The 15569-nt window shown below is 66.4% G+C and carries 13 protein-coding genes; 6 read left to right on the forward strand and 7 right to left on the reverse strand.

Going from position 1 to position 15569, the window contains the following annotated elements; all coding sequences use genetic code 11:
* Window positions 1-109: 109 nt before the first annotated feature.
* The gene (locus AC5JDC_RS06235) at window positions 110-1402 is read left to right on the forward strand and encodes an NCS2 family permease (protein WP_106774117.1); all 1293 of its coding nucleotides are present in this window, start codon (window positions 110-112) and stop codon (window positions 1400-1402) included.
* Between the two features lie 108 nt (window positions 1403-1510).
* Here the strand turns inward: AC5JDC_RS06235 and AC5JDC_RS06240 are convergent, their stop codons facing one another.
* The 5 genes from AC5JDC_RS06240 to AC5JDC_RS06260 form a co-directional block, all read right to left on the reverse strand.
* On the reverse strand, window positions 1511-2011 hold the full coding sequence (locus AC5JDC_RS06240) for a DUF2243 domain-containing protein (protein WP_495840084.1): 501 nt from the start codon (window positions 2009-2011) through the stop codon (window positions 1511-1513).
* A gap of 110 nt (window positions 2012-2121) precedes the next feature.
* The gene (locus tag AC5JDC_RS06245) at window positions 2122-3198 is read right to left on the reverse strand and encodes an ABC transporter ATP-binding protein (RefSeq protein ID WP_495840086.1); all 1077 of its coding nucleotides are present in this window, start codon (window positions 3196-3198) and stop codon (window positions 2122-2124) included.
* Between the two features lie 3 nt (window positions 3199-3201).
* A complete protein-coding gene (locus AC5JDC_RS06250; RefSeq protein ID WP_495840088.1) occupies window positions 3202-4248 on the reverse strand; it encodes a carbohydrate ABC transporter permease in 1047 nt (348 codons plus the stop codon).
* The gene (locus tag AC5JDC_RS06255; RefSeq protein ID WP_495840090.1) at window positions 4245-5360 is read right to left on the reverse strand and encodes a carbohydrate ABC transporter permease; all 1116 of its coding nucleotides are present in this window, start codon (window positions 5358-5360) and stop codon (window positions 4245-4247) included. The genes AC5JDC_RS06250 and AC5JDC_RS06255 overlap by 4 nt, the downstream gene beginning before the upstream one ends.
* A 191-nt stretch (window positions 5361-5551) precedes the next feature.
* Complete coding sequence (locus AC5JDC_RS06260) at window positions 5552-7024, reverse strand: ABC transporter substrate-binding protein (RefSeq protein ID WP_495840092.1); 1473 nt, start codon at window positions 7022-7024, stop codon at window positions 5552-5554.
* Window positions 7025-7212: 188 nt separating this feature from the next.
* Here AC5JDC_RS06260 and cmk point away from each other — a divergent pair, with 188 nt between their 5' ends.
* From cmk to AC5JDC_RS06275, 3 genes are all read left to right on the forward strand, one after another.
* The gene (gene cmk, locus AC5JDC_RS06265; protein ID WP_495840094.1) at window positions 7213-7863 is read left to right on the forward strand and encodes a (d)CMP kinase; all 651 of its coding nucleotides are present in this window, start codon (window positions 7213-7215) and stop codon (window positions 7861-7863) included.
* Window positions 7864-8061: 198 nt separating this feature from the next.
* Window positions 8062-9759 (forward strand): 30S ribosomal protein S1, encoded by a 1698-nt coding sequence (rpsA, locus tag AC5JDC_RS06270; protein WP_495840096.1) that lies wholly within the window; start codon window positions 8062-8064, stop codon window positions 9757-9759.
* A gap of 265 nt (window positions 9760-10024) precedes the next feature.
* On the forward strand, window positions 10025-10222 hold the full coding sequence (locus AC5JDC_RS06275) for a CsbD family protein (RefSeq protein WP_106774085.1): 198 nt from the start codon (window positions 10025-10027) through the stop codon (window positions 10220-10222).
* Between the two features lie 78 nt (window positions 10223-10300).
* Here AC5JDC_RS06275 and AC5JDC_RS06280 read toward each other — a convergent pair whose 3' ends face one another.
* Window positions 10301-11887 (reverse strand): 5-guanidino-2-oxopentanoate decarboxylase, encoded by a 1587-nt coding sequence (locus AC5JDC_RS06280; RefSeq protein ID WP_495840099.1) that lies wholly within the window; start codon window positions 11885-11887, stop codon window positions 10301-10303.
* A gap of 166 nt (window positions 11888-12053) precedes the next feature.
* Window positions 12054-12902: a dimethylarginine dimethylaminohydrolase family protein gene (locus AC5JDC_RS06285; RefSeq protein WP_495840234.1), complete on the reverse strand. Its 849-nt coding sequence runs from the start codon at window positions 12900-12902 to the stop codon at window positions 12054-12056.
* A 918-nt stretch (window positions 12903-13820) separates the two neighbouring features.
* On the opposite strand from AC5JDC_RS06285, the gene AC5JDC_RS06290 reads away from it, so the two are divergent.
* Window positions 13821-14633 (forward strand): ABC transporter ATP-binding protein, encoded by an 813-nt coding sequence (locus AC5JDC_RS06290; RefSeq protein WP_495840101.1) that lies wholly within the window; start codon window positions 13821-13823, stop codon window positions 14631-14633.
* Window positions 14634-14679: 46 nt separating this feature from the next.
* Window positions 14680-15471 carry a transporter substrate-binding domain-containing protein gene (locus AC5JDC_RS06295; protein WP_495840103.1) on the forward strand — a complete coding sequence of 264 codons (792 nt, stop codon included), beginning with the start codon at window positions 14680-14682 and terminating at the stop codon, window positions 15469-15471.
* Window positions 15472-15569: the final 98 nt, after the last annotated feature.

The following is a 15569-nucleotide window of genomic DNA, read 5'->3' on the forward strand; positions in this document are numbered from 1 at the left end:
GGCGACATCCCGCGTCGAGAGGAGGACCAGCCGCAGCCCGGGAATGGACCAGCGCTCGCTCGCGCTGCGGTCCCGTGGCGGGCGCCTGGACGTCGCCTGGGAGGAAAGCGTGCTGGAAAGACTGTTCAATCTGAAGGAGAGCGGGACGTCGGTGCGGACCGAGGTGATCGCCGGCATCACCACCTTCCTGACCATGTCCTACATCATCTTCGTCAATCCCGAGATCCTGTCGTCGACGGGCATGGACCGCCACGCCGTGTTCGTGGCGACCTGCCTGGCCGCGGCGCTCGGCTCGCTGGTCATGGCGCTCGTCGCCAACTGGCCGGTCGCCATGGCGCCCGGCATGGGGCTCAACGCCTTCTTCGCCTTCACCGTGGTCGGCGCCATGGGCTTCACCTGGCAGCAGGCGCTGGGCGCCGTGTTCATCTCCGGCGTGATCTTCCTGCTGCTCACCGTCAGCGGCATACGCAGCTGGCTGATCGCCGGCATACCATATTCGATGCGCAGCGCGATCGCCGCCGGCATCGGCCTGTTCCTGGCCATCATCGCGCTGAAGAATTCAGGCATCGTCGCCGCCAGCCCCGCCACCTTCATCACGCTGGGCGACCTCAAGCAGACGGGGCCGCTGCTCGCCATCCTCGGCTTCTTCATCATCGCCGCGCTCGACGCGCTCAAGGTACGCGGCGCCATCCTGATCGGCATCCTCGTGGTGACGCTGCTCTCCATGGCGCTCGGCGCCAGCCCGTTCAACGGCGTGGTGTCGGCGCCGCCCAGCCTCGCCCCGACCTTCCTGCAGCTCGATATTTTTGGCGCGCTGCATGCCGGCCTGCTGCACGTCATCCTGGTGTTCGTGCTCGTCGAGGTGTTCGACGCCACCGGCACGCTGATCGGCGTCGCCAAGCGCGCCGGGTTGATCGAGAAGGGCAAGCCGAGCCGGCTCGGCCGCGCGCTGCTCGCCGACAGCACGGCGATCGTCGCCGGCTCGGCCCTCGGCACCTCGAGCACCACCGCCTATGTCGAGAGCGCGTCGGGCGTGCAGGCGGGCGGCCGCACCGGGCTGACCGCGCTGGTGGTCGCCGGCCTGTTCCTGCTGGCGCTGTTCTTCTCGCCGCTGGCCGGCTCGGTGCCGGCCTACGCGACCGCGCCGGCGCTGCTCTACGTCGCCTGCCTGATGATGCGCGAGCTGCTCGAGGTGGACTGGGTCGACGTGACCGAGGCAGCACCTGCGGCGCTGACGGCGCTGATGATGCCCTTCACCTATTCGATCGCCAACGGCCTCGCCTTCGGCTTCATCAGCTACGCCGTGCTGAAGACGCTGACCGGCAGGCCGCGCGAGGTCCATCCGGCCACCTGGATCGTCGCGGCGCTGTTCGTGCTGCGCTTCGCCTTCTTCGCCGAATAGCGCATGACCCCGAAAGTTGCAGACTTTTCGGACAAAGATCATGCGACAAAACAAAGAGATCGAGCGGAATTCCGGTCCACCTTCATCGGATTCCGCTTTGCTCTGGCGTCAGCTCCGCTCGCCGGGCGACTCGCGCAGGCCGGAGCGATACAGAAACCACCCGCCGCCGAGCATGGCGGCGCCCCACAGCAGGAAGCCGACGTCCCAATAGATCCACTGCTCGCGCGGCACCGTCTCGTTGACGTGGTGCAGCCCGAGCAGCTGGTGGTTGACGGTGCCTTCGACCAGGTTGAAGAGGCCGAAACCCATCAGCATCGACCCGGCCAGCAGCTTGCCGGACCACCAAAGATGCGCCTTGCGCGCGGTGTGCCAGAGCATGGCCAGCCCCAGCACCACGAAGATGTAGGTGCCGGCGTGGAAGAGCCCGTCGAGCAGCGTGTTGAACTCGAGATTCTCCACGCTGTCGGCGGAATAGCCGGCCGACGTCGCCATGTGATGCCATTGCAGCAATTGGTGCAGCACGATGCCATCGAAGAAGCCGCCGAGACCGAGCCCGAACAATATGCCGGCCGAAACCGGGAAGCGGCGCTCCCTGCTTTCCATGTCCATGACAGCCTCCTCGACGGACGAACTGTCGTCCAGCCGTCGTGTTCCGGCGATGGATCCATCGACTGCCGGCGCGACCGGCGCCGGCACTCCGGTCGTTCAGGCCTTGGGCATCACGCCGCCGGCGCCACCGCGGCGCGGCTGCGGATCCTCTCCCCTGTCTCGGTATCGAACAGGAACAGCGCCTCGTTCTTGAAGGCGATGCCGATCGGCTCGTCCATGGCGTATTGCGCCAGCTTGTCGGCCTTCACGGTCACATAGTCGTCGCCCAGCCGGCATGTCACCAGCGTGTGGTCGCCCATGAGCTCCAGCGAGTACACCCGCGCAGATATCCTGCCTCCCGACGGGCTGGTCACGGTACAGTCTTCGGGCCTTATCCCGGCGGTCACATTGCGCCTGGTTTCGTTGACGGTAACGGCGAAGCGCCCTTCCGGGAAGGCGAAGTGGCGGTCCGCGAGATCGCCCCGCAGGAAGTTCATCGGCGGCGCGCCGATGAAGCCCGCCACGAACAGGTTTGCGGGATCCTCGTAGATCGTGCGCGGGCTCGCGACCTGCTGGACGACGCCCTTGTTCATGATCGCAACCCGGTGCGCCAGGGTCATGGCTTCGACCTGGTCATGCGTGACGTAGATCGTCGTCACCCCGAGCTCGGCCTGCAGGCGCTTCAGCTCCGCGCGCATGTGGCCGCGCAGCTTGGCGTCGAGATTGGACAGCGGCTCGTCCATCAGGAACACGCTCGGCCGCCGCACCATGGCGCGGGCAAGCGCGATGCGCTGTCGCTGCCCGCCCGACAACTGGCGCGGATAGCGGTCGAGGTATTCTTCCAGATCCACCTTGACGGCGGCGTTGCGCACCGCCGCGTCGCGCTCCGCCTGCGGCACCTTCCGCAGCTTCAGGGGATAGCCGATATTCTGCGCCACCGTCATGTGCGGATAGAGCGCGTAGGACTGGAAGACCATCGCCACGTCGCGGTACTTCGGCAGCACGTTGGTGACGTCGCGCGCGCCGATCAGGATTTGGCCGGACGTCGCCGATTCCAGCCCGGCAACCATGCGCAGCGCTGTCGTCTTGCCGCAACCCGACGGGCCGAGCAGCACCAGGAACTCGCCGTCCTCGATGGTCAGGTCGAGCCCCTTGACCACCTGCACGGCGCCGAACGACTTGTGGATGTCCGAAAGCGTGACCTGCATCGCCTAGCCCTTTATCGCCCCGACCAGCAGACCCCGGGCTATGTGCTTCTGCAGCACGCTGGCGATGACCACGACCGGCGCGATCATCACGACGATCAGCACCGACATGTTCCACCATTGCGGGCCGCGGGTGGTGTTCTGCGCCGACACCAGCACCGGCATGGTCTGGGCGTTGGCATTGGAGAGGAAGAGCGCCAGCAGGTATTCGTTCCAGGCGAGGATCAGCACCAGCAGGAACGTGGCGACGAGTCCGGACCGCACCAGCGGCAGCGCGATGGTGAAGAACACGCGGAACTTCGAGGCGCCGTCGATCTCGGCGCTCTCCTCGAGGTCGAGCGGAATGCCGGCAAAGAAGTCGCGCGTCAGCCACACCACGATCGGCAAGTTGACGGCGGTGTAGGTGGCGATCAGCGCGGCCTGGGTATCGAGCATCCTGAGCTGCTGGAACATCACATAGATCGGCAGCACGGCGACGATCGGCGGCATGATGCGGTTGGAGATGATCCAGAACTCGATGTCGTTGTTGCCGAGCGCCAGCCTGGTGCGCGCGACGAAGGTGAAGAGCGCGGTCAGGAACAGCGCGGCGGCGACGGCGACGGCTATCTCCCAGGGCACCCCGAAGGTTGCGACCGCAACGATGACGGCGACGAGCAGGATCAGGAAGACGGCGACGCCTGCCAGCTTCACCCGGAAGCGGATGCGCACCAGCGCATAGGCGGCAAGCGAGCCGATCAGCACGGCAAGCATCGTGCTGACCAGCGCCACCACCACCGAATTGAGGTAGGGGCCGAGCGTGTAGTTCTGCAGCAGCATGAAATCCCACGCCGCGAGCGAGGGTTGGAAGTCGACGAAGGGGATGTAGAAGGGTCCGTTGTCGACCTCGCCCGGGCCCTTGAAGGAGGTGATCAGCACCCAGTAGAGCGGCACCAGAACCACCAGCGACCACAGGATCAGCAAGGCATAGGTGATGAATTTCGCGGCCGGCGCCTGGCTGTCGAGCGAGGCCGGCTCGAACAGCCGGCGCGTGAGGGGGCGCTTCTCCGCGCTCATGCTTCGAACCGGCGCGCCGGCCGGACCGCGAAGTTGAAGAAAGACACGCAGACCACCGTGGAGATGAACAGCAGCATGTAGCCGACGGCCGCGGACCCGCCGAGGTCCTGCGTACGCCAGGCGATGAAGGAGTGCAGCGTCATCGATTCGGTCGCCAGGCCGGGGCCGCCGCCGGTGAGGACGTTGGGCAGGTCGATGATCTTGAATGCCTCGATCAGCCGGATCAGCACCACCGTCGCCGCGATCGGGGCGATGGCCGGCCAGGTGATGTCGCGAAAAATCTGGAAACCGTTGGCGCCGTCGAGCCGCGCCGCCTCGACCTGGTCGCGCGGCTGGTTCTCCACCGCCGCCAGCAGCACGATGAACATGAAGGGCGTCCACTGCCAGGTGTCGCCGACCAGCACCATCAGACGCGCCGACCATGCTTCCGTCGCCCAGGACCACTCGCCGATCCCGAAGGCCTGGAGCAGCGGCGCGAACGGGCCCTTCTGCATGTCGGCCAGCATGCGGAAGGTGTAGGCGATGCCGACCGGCGTCACCATCAGCGGAATGAAGAACAGCACGCGGAAGAAGTTGCGGCCGCGCGTCGCCTGGCCGCAGAGCAGCGCCAGGCCGAGCCCGAGCGCGAACTGCACGGCGACGCCGACGAATACGTAAAGCAGCGTGGTGACCACGGTTCCGGGGACGCCGCCCTGTGCGAAAGTGAGGGCGGCCAGCGTGATGAGGGCCATCGCCATGGCGGCCGACACCAGGCGCCCGAGCGTCCCCACCACGGTCGGGCTGCCGCTGAAATAACGGACCAGCAGGAAGAGCAGCCCGGCGGCGGTCGCGGCCAGGATGATCCATTGGACAATGCCCAGCGTGCCGAACGCGCCCAGCAGGTGGTATTGCTGCGATCCGGTCAGCAGCTTGCGGAAATTGGCGAAGCCGATGAAGCGCAGCGTGAAGCCGCCGGGCGCCAGCGCGAAACGCGACAGCGACAGATAGGCCGAGATGATCAGCGGAAAGATCGCGAAGCACAGCAGCACGACCACTGCCGGCATCACCATGATGCGCCCGGAATGCCGATCGAGCCACTCCGCCCAGCCGAGCCGGTGGGGAGGTTGGGTCATGGTACCGGCGGTTGCGGTCATCAGCGGCCGTATGCGGAGGGCGGGGGAACCCGGCGCGGCTCGCACCGTGCCGGGTCGTTCGCTGCGGACGTACAGAGCGGAATGCGATCAAGATGAATCGGCATTCCGCCCTATCTCCTTGTTTTGCGCATGATCTTGTCCGAAAAGTCTGCACTTTTCGGGATCATGCCCTACTTGGCTCCGATCGTCGCCTTGTAGAGTTCGAGCTGCTCGTCCTTGCCGATCTCGTCGTTCAGCTCGTTCCAGCCGTCCTCGACGGCCTTGACCGTCGCTTCCTTGTCGATCTCGCCGGCCAGGAAGCGCGACACCGCCTCGTCCAGCACCACCTGCTGGTACTTCTGGTTCTGCGGGATGCGCAGGTCGAGGATCATGTTCGGGCTGCTCATGCTCTGGTTGATGGCGCCGAGATAGACCTTGGCCTCCTCTTCCGTCATGCCGGCGCCCTTCCACAGGTCGCTGTAGCTGAGCTGCGAGGTCCGGTAGGGGTTGAAGCCGGTGCCGCCGACGGTGACGTCGGCGTTGGACTGGGCCGGCTGGGTCATGAAGGAGAAGTAGGCGTAGGCGGCATCCTTCACCTTGGGATCGGCCGCCGCGTTGATGCCGCCGCCCCAGCCGCCGAAGGCCGCGAACGGGGCGTGGTTCACGCCGTCGACGGCATGCGGGCAGATTTCCGGCGTGCAGGCCTCGAGCTTGCCGGTATCCCAGTTGAGCACCTCCCCGGCGCCCGGCATGATGGCGGCGCCCCACTTGCCCTGAACCTTCGACTGCTTGGGATCGATGGAGATGGTGCCGACGTCGCCCCAGTCGAGGTTGAGCGCGCAGCGGCCCGACGCGAACAGCGGGCGGGTGTCGGAGACGTCGAGGTTGAGCTCGTCCGGCGGCCCGTATTTCGTCGATTCGGACAGGAAGTCGAGCGCCTTGCGGAAGGCGTCGTTGTTGACCAGCGGCGTCATGTCCTTGGTGTTGAAGAACGTGCCCTGGCTGGTGCCCTTGGACTGCGTCATCGAGCCGACCACGTCGGTGACGAACCAGTAGCTCTGGGCGTTGCGCTTCTTGGCGATGCACGAGCCGAAGTCCGGATTGCCGTCGCCGTTCATGTCCTGGCCGTGGACGGCCTTGGCGACCGCGAGATACTCGTCCCAGGTCGTCGGCACCTTCTGCCCGGCGGCGTCGAGCACGTCCTTGCGGTAATACATCATGTGGAAATCACCATCGAGGGTGATCATGTAGGTCTTGCCGCTGTACTTCTGCGAGAAGTCGCGGAAGAACGCGCCGACATCGTCCTCCTTGATGTCCTTGTCGCCCTCGATGCGCGCCGTCAGGTCCTCGAGATAGCCGCCGGCGATGTAGTCGACCATCCATTGCGGCGCGAACACGGCAGCGTCGACCGAATTGGTGCCGCTCGCCCAGTCGGTGAGGATCTTCTGGTACAGATCCGAGAACGGCACGGCGATGACGTTGACCTTGGCGCCCGTGAGCGCCTCGAAGTCGGGCGCGCGCCGCTGCAGCGGCTCCTGGATCGCTCCGGTCTGGGTGATGACGTTCACGGTAACGCCGGCAAACGGCTTGTCCTGCGCGAATGCCGGCACGCCGGCAGCCGCGCAAAAGGCCGAAACCCCGGCCAGAAAGGCTCCAAGTCTCATCAAGCTTCCTCCCATATTGACCGCACATTGCTGACGCGGCAGGCCATCTGGCAGCTGCCGTCGCCACAACGCATGGCTCCATCCTCGAGGCCAACAATATCGGCATCCCGCGACGTGTCCAGTGCCCTTGCCGTTAGGGAATGTCGGGGCTCTTGCCTTTTCGGCGCATCTCCGCTTCAAGCGCCGCCATGACCCAGATTCTCACCATCGCCATCGACGGCCCCGCCGCCTCCGGCAAGGGTACGCTGGCCCGCCGCATCGCCGACTATTTTCACCTCGGCCATCTCGACACCGGGCTTACCTACCGCGCCGTGGCGCACAGGATGCTGGAGAAAGGCTGGCCGCTCGACGACGCGGCGCATGCCGTCGAGGCGGCAAGACAGGTCGATCTCGGCAATCTCGACAAGCATGCGCTGTCGGCCCATGCGGTGGCCGACGCGGCGTCGAAGGTTGCGGTGATCCCGGACGTGCGCAAAATCCTCGTCGAAAAGCAGCGCGCCTTCGCCGCTCAGCCCGGCGGCGCGGTGCTCGACGGCCGCGATATCGGCACGGTCGTGTGCCCCGACGCCGCGGTCAAGCTCTACGTCACCGCCAGCGCCGAGGTGCGCGCGGCGCGCCGGCTGCGCGACATCGAGGCGCGCGGCGGCACCGCCGCGCTCGCCGAAATCCTCGACGACATAAGGCGCCGCGACGAGCGCGACATGGGGCGCTCCGACTCGCCGCTGCGGCCCGCCGCCGACGCGCACTTGCTCGACACGTCCGAAATGTCTATAGAAGCCGCGTTTCAGGCGGCGCGGGCGATCGTGGACGACGTCCTTGCCAAGAGAGACAGAGCCTGACGGGCACGGCCGGTCTCCTTCCGGAGATTTCTCGCCGATCCCGCCTCGGGCATGAACCAGCCTGCCAGCATTCCCATGCGCCGGTCCGGCCGCTTGCGAGCGGCCCAGGGTTTCGAAACCCGGGAAAGCCGGCAGGCCAACGCAACACCAACCGACGGCGCCGCCTCGCGACAGACGCGAGGCCATCCAGGAGAAACAATGTCCCAATCCAATCCCACCCGCGACGATTTCGCCGCCCTTCTCGACGAGTCGTTTTCCAGCGGCCATTCCGGTGAAGGCCAGGTCGTCCGCGGCGTCATCACGGCCATCGAAAAGGACATGGCCATCATCGACGTCGGCCTGAAGGTCGAGGGCCGCGTGCCGTTGAAGGAATTCGGCGCCAAGGCCAAGGACGGCCAGATGAAGGTCGGCGACCGCGTCGAGGTCTATGTCGAGCGCATCGAGAACGCGCTGGGCGAAGCCATGCTGTCGCGCGACAAGGCCCGCCGCGAAGAGAGCTGGGTCAAGCTCGAAGAGAAGTTCAACAAGGGCGAGCGCGTCGAAGGCGTCATCTTCAACCAGGTCAAGGGCGGCTTCACCGTCGATCTCGACGGCGCCGTGGCCTTCCTGCCGCGTTCGCAGGTCGACATCCGTCCGATCCGCGACGTCACCCCGCTGATGCACAACCCGCAGCCCTTCGAGATCCTCAAGATGGATCGCCGCCGCGGCAACATCGTCGTGTCGCGCCGCACCGTGCTCGAGGAGAGCCGCGCCGAGCAGCGCTCGGAGATCGTGCAGAACCTCGAAGAGGGCCAGGTGGTCGAGGGCGTCGTCAAGAACATCACCGACTACGGTGCGTTCGTCGACCTCGGCGGCATCGACGGCCTGCTGCACGTCACCGACATGGCATGGCGCCGCGTCAACCATCCGACCGAGATCCTCAACATCGGCCAGACGGTCAAGGTGCAGATCATCCGCATCAACCAGGAGACGCACCGCATCTCGCTCGGCATGAAGCAGCTCGAGAGCGATCCGTGGTCCGACATCGGCACCAAGTTCCCGATCGGCAAGAAGATCACCGGCACGGTCACCAACATCACCGACTACGGCGCGTTCGTCGAGCTGGAGCCGGGCATCGAGGGCCTCATCCACGTCTCGGAAATGTCGTGGACGAAGAAGAACGTGCATCCGGGCAAGATCCTGTCGACCTCGCAGCAGGTCGACGTTGTGGTGCTCGAGGTCGATCCGGCCAAGCGCCGCATCTCGCTCGGCCTCAAGCAGACGCTGGAGAATCCGTGGCAGGCCTTCGCCCGCAACCATCCGGTCGGCTCCGAGGTCGAGGGCGAGGTCAAGAACAAGACCGAGTTCGGCCTGTTCATCGGCCTCGACGGCGATGTCGACGGCATGGTCCACCTCTCCGACCTCGACTGGTCCCGTCCGGGCGAGCAGGTCATCGAGGAGTACCAGCGCGGCCAGATGGTGAAGGCGCAGGTGCTCGACGTCGACATCGACAAGGAGCGCATCTCGCTGGGCATCAAGCAGCTGCAGCGCAGCGCCTCCAATGCCGGCGAGGCGGCCGGTGACCAGCGCAAGAACGCGGTCGTCACCTGCGAGGTCACCGGCGTCAAGGATGGCGGTCTCGAGGTTCGCCTGGTCGAGAGCGGCCTGGACAGCTTCATCCGCCGCGCCGACCTGTCGCGCGACCGCGACGAGCAGCGCCCCGAGCGCTTCTCGGTCGGCCAGAAGCTCGACGCCCGCGTCATCGCCTGGGACAAGAAGACCCGCAAGGTTCAGGTCTCGATCAAGGCGCTGGAGATCGCCGAGGAGAAGGAGGCGGTCGCCCAGTACGGCTCGACCGACTCCGGCGCCTCGCTCGGCGACATCCTGGGCGCCGCGCTCAAGAACCGCGGCAACTAGAGCATGATCCCGAAAAGTTGCAGACTTTTCGGACAAGATCATGCGGTAGGACAAGGAGTTGGAGCAGGATGAAGAACTCCGTCCAACTCATCCTGCTCTAATGCATCGCGGCCGGTCCGGCCGCGGCATCAAGCGAAAAAAGGCCCCGCCGGAGCGATCCGGCGGGATTTTTCGTTACCGGGATCGCCGGGAACCTCCCTCCGCCTGGTTCGTTGATCGTCCGACCGGCGCGGCAAGCGCTGGAAGAACAACCAGGAGATGCGACATGAATTGGAATCAGGTTGAAGGCAATTGGGAGCAGTTCAAGGGCAAGCTGCAGGAGCAGTGGGGCAAGCTCACCAATGACGACCTCGACGTGATCAAGGGCAACCGCAAGCAGCTGGCCGGCCGGCTTCAGGAGCGCTACGGCAAGGCGCAGGACGATGTCGAACGCGACATCGACGGCTGGCTCTCCAGACACTGAAGCCCATTCCGATCCAGTGCCAGCCCGCCGGGGCGACCCGGCGGGCTTGTTACGTGCAAGGGGCGTCCTCGCAGGCGGTCAGGGCACGAAATATTCGATCATCGCGGGCAGCGGGGACGCCGCGCGAAGCGCCGAGGCGAGATCGGCAGCGTTCGTCACCCTTGCATAGGGCAGGCGATAGGCCGCCGCGATCTTCTCGAAATCCGGCGGTGCCGGCGACACGCCGACCGGCTCGACGCCGGCGTCGCGCATCGACACCTCGATCTCGCGATAGCCGCGATTGTTCCAGATGACGAAGACGACGCCCGCCCTGCTTTCGACCGCCTCGGCGACCTCCGGCAGCGTGAACTGGAAACCGCCGTCGCCGCTGAGGCACACCACCGGCAGGTCCGGGCGGGCGAGCGCCGCGCCGATCGCCGCCGGCGGTCCGTAGCCCAGCGCGCCATAGCCGGTCCCGGCGTTGAACCAGCCGCCCGGCCGGTCGTGGTCGTAATAGAGGTTGCCGGCATAGACCGGCTGCGTCGAATCGCCGACGATCAGCGCGCCCGGCAGCGCGTCGCGGATGGCCTCCACCGCCTCCAGTTGCGCCGGCAGCCCCGGCCCCAGCTGCGCCAGTTCGGCGCGCGCGGCGCGGCGGCATTTTTCGGCGCGGTCGCCTCCGTTCGACGTGCCGGAGGGACGGGCGCGGTCCGAAAGGGCCGTGAGGATCGCCTCCAGCCCGGCGGCGCTGTCGGCCTCCAGCTTGACGTCAGCCGGATGCCGGTCCAACTGCTCGGCGTCGATGTCGACCCGGACAAGATTAGCCGGCAAGGAAAAGCCGCCGTCGGCGTACATGTCGTAGTCCGTCGGCCCGAATTCGGTGCCCATCGCCAGCACCAGATCGGCGCCGTCGATCAGGTCGCGCACCGGCTTCAGGCTGGGGCTGGCGGGCACCGCCAGCGGATGGCCATGCAGGAGGCCGCGCGCATTCACCGTCAGCACCACCGGCGCGTCCAGGCGTCCGGCCATGGCGACAAGCTGTGCCTCGGCATGCCGGGCGCCGCCGCCGGCAAGAATCGTCGGCCGCGCCGCCTGCGTCAGCAGGCGCGCCGCGGCAACGACCGCCGCATGGTCCGGCAGGGGCGGCTCGGCCGTCTCTATGGGTTTGAGGGGCACGGCGGGCCTGCCCATCACGTCCAGCGGAATCTCGACATGCACGGGCCCCGGCCGGCCGGTCCTGAACTGCGCGAAGGCGCGGTCGATCGCCGGCTGCAGGCCGGCGGCGTCCTCCACCCGGGTCGACGACAGCGCCACCTTCGCGGCCAGCCCGCGCTGGTCGGGCAGCTCGTGCAGGTAGCCAAGACCCTTGCCGAGCGTCTTCGAGGCGTTCACGCCCGAGATCACCAGCATCGGGATCGAGTCGGCGCGTGCCTGCGCCATGGCGGTGAGGGCGTTGGTCAGCCCGGGGCCGGTGATGACGAAGGCGACGCCCGGCCTGCCGCAGGCGCGCGCGTAGCCGTCGGCCATGAAGCCGGCGCCCTGCTCGTGGCGCGGCGTGACGTGGCGGATCTTCGAGCCGGCCAGCCCGCGATAGAGCTCGACCGTGTGCACGCCGGGAATGCCGAATACGGTGTCGACGCCATGGCGTTCGAGCAGGCTGATGAGAGCTTCGCCGACGGTGGTCATTAGCTTCCCTCCCCCTTGAGGGGAGGGTGCCGAGCGAAGCGAGGCGGGTGGGGTAACCTCAACTGCCTCGACGCGGAAAGAACGTAGAGCACTGCCTCGGCGACCCCACCCGGCCGCTTCGCGGCCACCCTCCCCTCAAGGGGGAGGGATAGCTGGCGCAGCGCGCTCATCCCCTCAGCACCGGCCGCGTCAGGCAGGTCGGCCCGCCTTCGCAGGCGATGCACAACGCATCCGCCGCGAAGGTTTTCACCGTGCATCCCGCCGCCTCCATCGCCGCCGCCGTCTTCGGAAATCCTGCCACGGCGATCACCTCGTAGGGGGCGGTCGGCAGCACGTTGAGGCTGAGCCCGTTGGAAGCAGAAAACTCGTCGGCGTCGCCTTCGACCAGCCGGATGCCCTTGGTTTTCAGCATCTGGTAGAAGGGCGCCGGCAGCAGCGGCGCATGGACCAGCGCCAGATCGTCGGCGAGCGGGCTGATCACCGACATCAGGTGCAGGCAGGCTTCTTCGCCGTGCCACAGCGGCAGATCGAAGCCGTAGACGGAGATGCCGTGCGGCGTCAGCAGATTGGCCATCTGCTGGATGCCGGCCTGGTTGCTGCGTACGCCGCGGCCGATGGCGAGCGTGGTGCGGTCGACCCAGACGCAGTCGCCGCCCTCGACCTGGCCGGGGGCCTCGATCCTGCCGAGGATGGGAATGCCGAGGCGGCGATAGGCGGCTTCATGCAGCGCCGGTTCCGGCTCGCGCAAAACCTTGCCCATCGACAGGATGACGGCGCCATGGTCGGTCACCAGCGACGGATCATGGGTGAAGACGGAATCGGCCAGCCCGTCCTCCTTGTCGTCGAGCCACGTGATCTCGGCGCCCGACGCCGCCACCAGCTCCGCCAGCGCCTCATGCTGCGCCGCCGCCCGGCCGGCGTCGAAGCCAGGCCCGTAGTGCCAGCGTTTCGCGTCGGCGCCGCGCATGGCCGAAGCGGCGCGGCGCATCAGCACCCGTCTGAGTGGCGCCGCCATCGACTGCGATCCGAAGGCCGTCGCCACTGCAGTATCCACGCGGTCCCTCCGGTTCTGTCCTTGCCGGCCAGTATCCACGCGCGAACACGGGCCGCAAGGGCCAGCACCGGCATTCGCCTTGGCGTTCGCGGCATCCGCGATTGCAAGATGGAGCCTGACCATGCGCTCCCAGGGCGAAATCGGCCAGACGGGGCGGTTTTTCCGCATATGCAACCCTGTTGACCGCGGGGCGCCCGGCGTTGCGGCTGGAACCGCGACGGCGCCTGGCACTTGCTCGATGGCCGTCCAGGCGCACTCCACCGAGGGGGATGAAAAATCGCGCAGTCAGATATATTGCCCTGACTTTCCAATGGATTATCGCCTTCGTCACGAAAATCCCGCTCCACTTTATCCCCATCCCCTCCGCCTCCTTTATGGTTTCACCCAGTCCCTTCTGCGGGAACGCCGATCATGACGGTGGTTTGCGGGGAGGGATCGGTGTCCGGAAGGTAGCGGCTAACGTGGCCGCGAGAGCCGGCGCTGCTTCAGAGTTTCTAACGATCCCGACGAATGAGCGGGACGGGGCTCCGGTATGGCCTCAGGAGCCGTCATGAGCGGGATATCGCCGGCGACACTCAAGTCGGAGTAGTGAGTACGATCCCATGACCCGGAAATGAAGCGGCGAAGAAGCACCGGACGGGCGGCCGAAAGGTCGCATATAAAATTCAGATGAGCGATCCTGCGGCCGCCCGTCTTCCCGACTTCTTCAGTGGCCAGGGCCGCAAGGCAGCGTGGCGAGGCTCGAACACGCCGGTTCACCGCTCGGCGATGGCGGGTTGACGCAGACGATGCGGAAAGTCCATTCTGCGGCGGGGAACAAGGCCGAGGTTGCGTAAAAGTGCACCGGCGTTTGATGGTAGCGTATGGGGGCGGTCGTTCATGACCGCGACGAAGAGCGACGCGTCGATCGAAACCGGCGGCAAGGCTGCCGCCGAAGCCATCCACATCGAGAACCTGCACAAGAGCTTTGGCAACCTTCACGTGCTGAAGGGCGTCTCGCTGTCGGCGCGCGACGGCGAGGTGGTCGCCATCATCGGCGGCAGCGGCTCGGGCAAGTCGACGCTGCTCAGATGCATCAACTGCCTGGAGAATCCGAGCAGCGGCCTGATCCGCGTCAACGGCGAGGAGATCAGGCTGAAGCCCGACGGCCATGGCGGCTCGGTGCCCGCTGACCGGCGGCAGATCGAAAGAATCCGCTCGCGCCTCGGCATGGTGTTCCAGAGCTTCAACCTGTGGAGCCATATGACCCTGCTGGAGAACGTGATCGAAGTGCCGATCCACGTTCTCGGCGTCGGGCGCGACGAAGCGGTCGCGGTTGCCGAAAAGCTGCTGGACCGCGTCGGCCTGGCGGACAAACGCGACGTCTATCCGGCCTTCATGTCGGGTGGCCAGCAGCAGCGTGGCGCCATCGCCCGCGCGCTCGCCATCCAGCCGCGCGTCATGCTGTTCGACGAGCCGACCTCGGCGCTCGATCCCGAGCTCGTCGGCGAGGTCCTGAAGGTCATCGCCGACCTGGCGCAGGAGGGCCGCACCATGGTGCTGGTCACCCACGAGATGAAGTTCGCGCGTCGCGTGGCGACCCACGTGGTCTATCTCTATAACGGGCTGGTCGAGGAGGAAGGTCCGCCCGAGCAGATTTTCGGCGCGCCGAAGTCCGAGCGCCTGAAGCAGTTTCTCCGCAACATCCATTGAGCCGCGGAGAAGGGGGTCGGAGAAAACAAGAATGGGAGATATCGTCATGAAGAAACTGTTGGCAGGTCTTGCCGTGACTGTCGGCCTCGCGCTCGGCGCGGGCGTCGCCCAGGCCGAGCAGGTCAAGATCGGCTTCTCGCCCGAAGCCTATCCGCCGTTCTGGTCGCAGGATGCCTCCGGCAGCTGGGGCGGCTGGGAGGTCGAGATCATCAACGCCATCTGCGCCGAGCAGAAGCTCGACTGCGTGCTGACGCCGATCCCGTGGGACGGCCTCATCCCGGCGCTCGGCACCAAGAAGATCGACGCGATCATGAACTCGATGTCGATCACCGACGAGCGCAAGAAGACGATCGACTTCTCGGACAAGTACTACAACACGCCGACGGCCGTCATCGGCTCGAAGGACGCGAAGTTCGATGCGACGCCGGAAGGTCTCAAGGACAAGATCATCGGCGTGCAGGTGTCCACCGTTCACGCCGCCTACGCCAAGAAGCACTTCACCGAGGCCGCCGAGATCAAGGAATACCAGACCCAGGACGAGGCCAACCAGGATCTCACCGCCGGCCGCATCGACGCGACCCAGGCGGATTCGATCGCCCTCGACGCGTTTCTCAAGTCGGATGCCGGCAAGGCCTGCTGCGACATGAAGGGCTATGTCGCCCCGGATGACGAGGTGCTCGGCCCCGGCGTCGGCGCCGGCGTGCGCAAGGACGATGCCGCACTCAAGGACAAGCTCAACGCCGGCATCAAGGCGATCCGCGACAACGGCAAATATGCCGAGATCACCAAGAAGTATTTCGACTTCGACGTCTACGGCGCCGAAGGCCAGACGAACTGATCGAACTCCGCCCTGCCCATCCCTTATGGGCAGGGCGGAGTGCCTGGGCGGCGGGCCGGCTCGCCGTTTTTCGACAGTCATGCGGGGGACGGGCCCAT

Source organism: Kumtagia sp., assembly GCF_059502445.1.

Bases quoted from the DNA above. Each gene is read 5' to 3' on its own strand.
- AC5JDC_RS06240 (WP_495840084.1), bottom strand. From the start codon at position 2,011: ATGGACATGGAAAGCAGGGAGCGCCGCTTCCCGGTTTCGGCCGGCATA.
- AC5JDC_RS06245 (WP_495840086.1), bottom strand. From the start codon at position 3,198: ATGCAGGTCACGCTTTCGGACATCCACAAGTCGTTCGGCGCCGTGCAG.
- AC5JDC_RS06250 (WP_495840088.1), bottom strand. From the start codon at position 4,248: ATGAGCGCGGAGAAGCGCCCCCTCACGCGCCGGCTGTTCGAGCCGGCC.
- AC5JDC_RS06255 (WP_495840090.1), bottom strand. From the start codon at position 5,360: ATGACCCAACCTCCCCACCGGCTCGGCTGGGCGGAGTGGCTCGATCGG.
- AC5JDC_RS06260 (WP_495840092.1), bottom strand. From the start codon at position 7,024: ATGAGACTTGGAGCCTTTCTGGCCGGGGTTTCGGCCTTTTGCGCGGCT.
- cmk (WP_495840094.1), top strand. From the start codon at position 7,213: ATGACCCAGATTCTCACCATCGCCATCGACGGCCCCGCCGCCTCCGGC.
- rpsA (WP_495840096.1), top strand. From the start codon at position 8,062: ATGTCCCAATCCAATCCCACCCGCGACGATTTCGCCGCCCTTCTCGAC.
- AC5JDC_RS06275 (WP_106774085.1), top strand. From the start codon at position 10,025: ATGAATTGGAATCAGGTTGAAGGCAATTGGGAGCAGTTCAAGGGCAAG.
- AC5JDC_RS06280 (WP_495840099.1), bottom strand. From the start codon at position 11,887: ATGACCACCGTCGGCGAAGCTCTCATCAGCCTGCTCGAACGCCATGGC.
- AC5JDC_RS06285 (WP_495840234.1), bottom strand. From the start codon at position 12,902: ATGGCGGCGCCACTCAGACGGGTGCTGATGCGCCGCGCCGCTTCGGCC.
- AC5JDC_RS06290 (WP_495840101.1), top strand. From the start codon at position 13,821: ATGACCGCGACGAAGAGCGACGCGTCGATCGAAACCGGCGGCAAGGCT.
- AC5JDC_RS06295 (WP_495840103.1), top strand. From the start codon at position 14,680: ATGAAGAAACTGTTGGCAGGTCTTGCCGTGACTGTCGGCCTCGCGCTC.